The organism is Moorena sp. SIO2C4, assembly GCF_010672485.1.
Taxonomy (GTDB): Bacteria; Cyanobacteriota; Cyanobacteriia; order Cyanobacteriales; family Coleofasciculaceae; genus Moorena; species Moorena producens.
Genome location: NZ_JAAHGN010000466.1, coordinates 1 through 5,644 on the forward strand (window position 1 = coordinate 1; position 5,644 = coordinate 5,644).

Consider the following 5,644-nt stretch of genomic DNA (forward strand, 5'->3'; position numbering starts at 1 on the left):
TATCAATCAATTGGGGAGCCTGGGCAGGGGGTGGCATGACCACAAATGAGGCTCAGAGATGGCTAGCTCAAATTGGAGTAGAAGCACTCTCACCGGAGTTAGCTATTTCTGCATTGGAGCACCTAATATCTGCTAACCAAGTTCAGGTGACGGTGAGTCGCAATAACTGGCATCGCTTCAAGACGATGTATGCCGTTAAACGTCCGCGTCCACTCTTAGATCTCATAGCTGTTCTTCCTGAAGATATTGAAGATAAGACCAATCCAGCTCCTGGTTTGCTACAAAGGTTGGAAGCTGTAACCGAAACTCAGAGAAGGGAACTGCTGCGACAAGCACTACAAGAGGAAGTCGCTCGAGTTTTAGGTTTACCCATCACAAACAAACCAGGTTCAGAAGTAGGATTTTTTGAGATGGGCATGGACTCGCTGACCGCTGTAGACTTAAGGGATAGACTGAGCAAGCTTTTGGGAGTAAATTTATCTTCAACTTTGACCTTTGATTTTCCCAATATTGAAAAGTTGGAGAAATATCTAATCAACCAGCACCTTGTCAAAGTTGGTCTTTTTCGGACTGAGATTGATCAAGATCAACAAGAAGACGATTCACTGGAAGCTAAACTTCTAGACGAGATTAAGCAATCATCCAATCAAGAGCTTGAAAGCTCAATTGATCAAATATTGGAATCGATAATCAATTAAACAAAGTTATGTTGAATAAATTTACTAAAAAAGAGCAAATATTGAGTGAAAAACAGCAAATTAAGCAACTGTCTCCTTTGCAGCGAGCTGCATTAGCTCTGAAAAAATTAGAGACTAAGCTGAATAATACTTTGCACGAACCAATTGCCATCATTGGCATGAGTTGTCGGTTTCCTGGTGGAGCCTCTAGTCCAGAGAAATTCTGGCAGTTGTTGCAAGGGGGGAGCAGTGCGCGATCGCAAATCCCAAGAGAGAGATGGAATATTGAAGCCTATTACGACCCTGACCCAGATGCTCCGGGTAAGATGCTCACATGTCACGGCCACTTTGTGGACAATGTTGACCAATTCGATCCAGAATTTTTCGGCATTTCCCCTCGTGAAGCAACGGCAATGGATCCCCAACACCGCCTACTGCTGGAGGTGAGTTGGGAGGCATTAGAGCAAGGTGGGCAAGTGTTAGAGCGCTTGGAGGAAGCTGCTGTTGGGGTCTTTATCGGCAATGATGGTCGTGACTACGAACAATTGCTCCAGCAGCATTTGCAACAGGAGCCAGAGAGTCCATTAGTCACCTATGCAGGAACAGGTAATGCTTTATCCAATGCAGCTGGTCGTTTAGCTTACACCTTTGGTTTTACCGGACCTACAGTCACAATTGACACCGCTTGCTCCTCATCTCTGGTAGCCATTCATCAAGCCTGTAATAGTTTACGACTCGGAGAATGCCAGATGGCTCTGGCGGGAGGAGTGAAATTACATTTAACCCCAAACTCCTATATTGATGCCTCCAAAGCTAGAATGATTTGCGCCGATGGTCAGTGTAAGACTTTTGATATTTCAGCAGATGGTTTTGGACGGGGTGAGGGCTGTGGTATGGTGCTGCTCAAACGTCTGAGTGATGCACAGGCTGATGGAGACCAGATTGTAGCAGTGATTCGGGGTAGTGCAGTCAATCAGGATGGACCGAGCAGTGGGTTAACAGTGCCCAATGGGCAGTCGCAACAAAGATTAATCAAGCAAGCTCTAGCTCAAGCACAGGTTAAGCCTTCTGAGATTAGTTATTTGGAAGCTCATGGAACTGGGACTTCCTTGGGAGACCCTATAGAGGTAAATGCAGTGGTGGCAGTGCTGGGAGAGGATCGCACTCCAGAATATCCGTTGTGGATGGCTTCGGTAAAGACAAACATTGGTCATTTAGAAGCAGCTGCGGGAGTATCTGGACTAATTAAGGTGGTGTTATCGCTACAGCATCGACTCCTGCCAGCCCATCTAAACTTGCACCAACCTAATCCCAAGATTGACTGGCAGCCTTGGCTACAAGTACCAAAGCAACTGACGCCATGGGAAGTATCAGGTCATCGGTTGGCAGGGGTAAGTTCCTTTGGATTCACTGGGACGAACGCCCATGTGGTAATAGAGGAAGCACCATCTTCACAAAAAAGTCCTCAGGTAGAGAGGGAAAGACCATGGAATATATTGGCGTTATCTGCCAAAAACCAAGAGGCATTGCTGCAACTAGTCCAAAGCTATAGTCAGCATCTGGAGAGAGCTCCAGAGCAAGAGCTGGTAGATATATGCTTCACTGCTAACACTGGAAGGTTGTCATACATTCATCGCTTGAGTTTGGTAGCGGCCACAAAAGCTGAACTGCAAGAGAGACTGAAGGCTTTCGGCACAGAGGAAGAGGTTACCGGGCTCGTGAGTGGGGTCGTCAGTGGCGGTGAGTCCCCCAAAGTGGCAATGTTATTCACGGGTCAGGGTTCTCAGTATGTGGGTATGGGTAGACAGCTTTATGAGACTCAGCCGACTTTCAGAAAAGCTCTAGAACAATGTGCGGAAATTTTGCAACCCTACCTGGACAGGCATTTACTGGAAGTTCTCTATTCATTGGAAGCAGAGGAGTCTGTCCTGGAACAGACTGCTTATACCCAACCTGCTTTGTTTGCCCTAGAATACGCCTTATTCCAACTCTGGCAATCCTGGGGCATTAAACCAGATGTAGTCATGGGTCACAGTGTCGGAGAATATGTAGCAGCAACTGTAGCAGGAGTTTGGAGTTTAGAAGATGGCTTGAAACTAATTGCAGCCAGGGGAAGGTTGATGCAACAGTTGCCCTCTGGTGGTGAAATGTTTTCAGTCATGGCTTCAGAGTCTAAAGTTCGAGAAACATTGAAAGAAATGGCTCTTGGTGAGCAAGTGGCTATTGCAGCAATCAATGGGCCCCAAAGTATAGTAATTTCTGGAGAGTCAGAAGCAGTAAGAGCGATCGCTACTAACCTAGAATCGGAGACAATCAAAACCAAGCAACTACAAGTATCCCATGCTTTCCATTCACCATTAATGGAACCGATGTTGGTCGAGTGGGAAGCTCTAGCCAATCAAATCGCCTACAATCAACCAAAAATTCCAATCATATCTAACGTTACAGGAACAACAGCAGATAGTAGCATTACTACCGCCCAATATTGGGTAAATCATGTACGTCAACCGGTAAGGTTTGCCCAAAGTATGGAAGCTTTAGACAAACTTGGCTCTGAAGTATTCCTAGAAGTCGGACCGAAACCAATACTATTAGGCATGGGAAGGCAATGTCTACCAGAAGGGGTCGGTGTGTGGTTGCCATCATTGCGTCCGGGAGTAGATGCATGGCAACAAATGCTCTTGAGCTTAGGACAGTTATATGTACAGGGAGTCAAAGTAGATTGGTTAGGATTTGACCGAGATTATGCTCGTCAGAAAGTCACGTTACCCACTTATCCTTTCCAGCGAGAACGCTACTGGGTGGAAGCTCCCAAGACTGTCGTTCTATCAGGTCAACAGGTACACCGATTGTTGGGCAACAAGCTGGAGTTAGCATCGACGGGACAGACAATCTACCACCAAGACATAAACTTGAACAATCATCCGTGGATTGGTGATCACCGTGTCTATGACACCCCAGTGATTCCGGGTGTGAGCTACATAGCTATGACCCTAGCCGCAGTTGGAGTACCAGCAGCAGTTGAGGATATTAACTTCCAGCAACCACTCTTCCTTGCCGAGTCCAACACCACACGGGAAACACAGTTAATGCTTCATACGGCTGACAATGTTGGTAAACAATTTGTAGAAGTCTTCAGTCGGGATGGTGCTAAGCAGGAGGAATGGCAACAGCATGCAAGTATGAGCGTTTCAGAGAATCCGCCACCACCTCCTACTCTGAGTGTAGATATCCCGGCCCTATGTGAGCAGTTGCGACCACTGGACACCGATACCCTCACTGAAATCTATGCCAGTATCTCCCTGGTTTACGGTCCAATGTTGCAGGCTGTCCGACAGGCGTGGATAGGTGAGGAGACTAGCCTGCTCGAAATTGAAGTCCCAAAGGCACTGGCATTCCAGTTGGCTGGGGAACCTATCCATCCGGTGCTGATTGATGCTTGCACACGCCTAACGCCAGATCTATTCGATTTCAGCTCTGACTCAGGTGTGTTTTGGGCACCTTGGCGGGTCAAAGAGATGACGCTTTCGCATCCAACACCGAGCCGCTTCTATGCTTATGTGGAGGAACCATCCCGCGTCAACGAGCAGTTGCAGACGCGCTCTTATGACATCCAGTTGCTGGATGAAACAGGTCAGGCGTTCGGTCGCATTAACGGTTTCACGGTCAAGCGAGCCCCAAGTCAGCTATTTCTGAAGAGTTTACAGCCAGATGTGAGTAATTGGCTTTATCAGCTACAGTGGCAACCCTCAGAGGTTAAGGAAACAGTACCCTTGGCTACATCGCGTATGTGGTTGTTGTTTGTACCTGAGGGAGTTTGGGCAGAACAATTGACAAGCTCTTTGGCTCAACTTGATCAGCAGTATGTAGTAGTCTCACCAGGAGACGATTTTCGGTATCTGAGCGAGTATCACTACCAAGTGTGTCCTACCCAAAAGGAATCTTTCCAACAATTGTTGCAGAAGATAGTTGAGAAAGGGGTTACTCTGCAAGGTGTGGTTCACTTGTGGAGTCTGCTCAGTGACTCACAACAGTTGAACCAAGCTCAAGAACTTGTCTGTGGAAGTACACTACACTTAATCCAAGCTCTAGGCGAAGTGTTTGATTCTCAAGTACCCCCTCTGTGGTTGGTAACTCAGGGAGCTCAATGTATAGCAGCTCAAACTACCATACATGTGCAGCAATCCCCTTTGTGGGGTCTGGGTCGGGTGATTGCGTTGGAGCATCCCGAGTTTAAATGCCACCGTGTAGACTTGGATCCGGACAATGCCAGCATTGCTGAGGGAGTAGAAATGCTACTGCAAGAGTTGTTGGCTCCTGATGCTGAAGACCAAGTAGCCTATCGACAAGGAGAACGCCATGTAGCTAGACTGGAACGTTTTGTGCCCCAATCTTCAGGCGAATACCCTCAGCAACTCCGGCTGAGAGCTTACGGCACTTTAGACAATCTTGTACTTCAACCTCAGCAGCGCCGACAGCCTGAAAGGGGAGAAGTGGAGATTCAAGTTAGGGCAGTTGGTCTCAACTTCCGCGATGTTCTCACTGCTTTAGGCATGATGCAGGAATATACTCAACATCTATTTGACAGTGCCGAGCAGGTAGTCTTTGGTGGGGAATGTGCTGGTGTGGTGGTAGCTGTAGGCTCTGATGTTGAGCATTTACAAGTAGGTGATGAGGTTGTGTTGGCTTTAGCCATAGGGTGCCTGGCCCACTATATGACAATTCCAGCTGATTTAGCACTACCTAAGCCCCAACACCTAAGTTTTGAAGCAGCAGCCACTTTGCCTACAGCTTTTATCACAGCTCACTACGGATTGAACTATTTAGCCAACCTACAACCGGGAGAACGAGTGTTGATTCATTCCGCTGCAGGGGGAGTTGGACAGGCTGCGGTTCAGTTGGTTCAAAACAGGGGAGCCGAAGTCTTTGCGACAGCCAGTCCTCCCAAATGGAAGTTTTTGCAGCAG

Annotated in this window: 2 protein-coding genes; both read left to right on the top strand. The window is 47.5% G+C overall.

Annotated elements, in window-relative coordinates:
• Positions 1 to 698, top strand: a 698-nt coding sequence (locus F6K20_RS22085) for an acyl carrier protein (protein ID WP_287296027.1), incomplete at its 5' end; no start/stop codon positions are given.
• A gap of 8 nt (positions 699 to 706) precedes the next feature.
• On the top strand, positions 707 to 5,644 hold a 4,938-nt coding region (locus F6K20_RS22090; RefSeq protein WP_287296029.1), incomplete at its 3' end, for a type I polyketide synthase.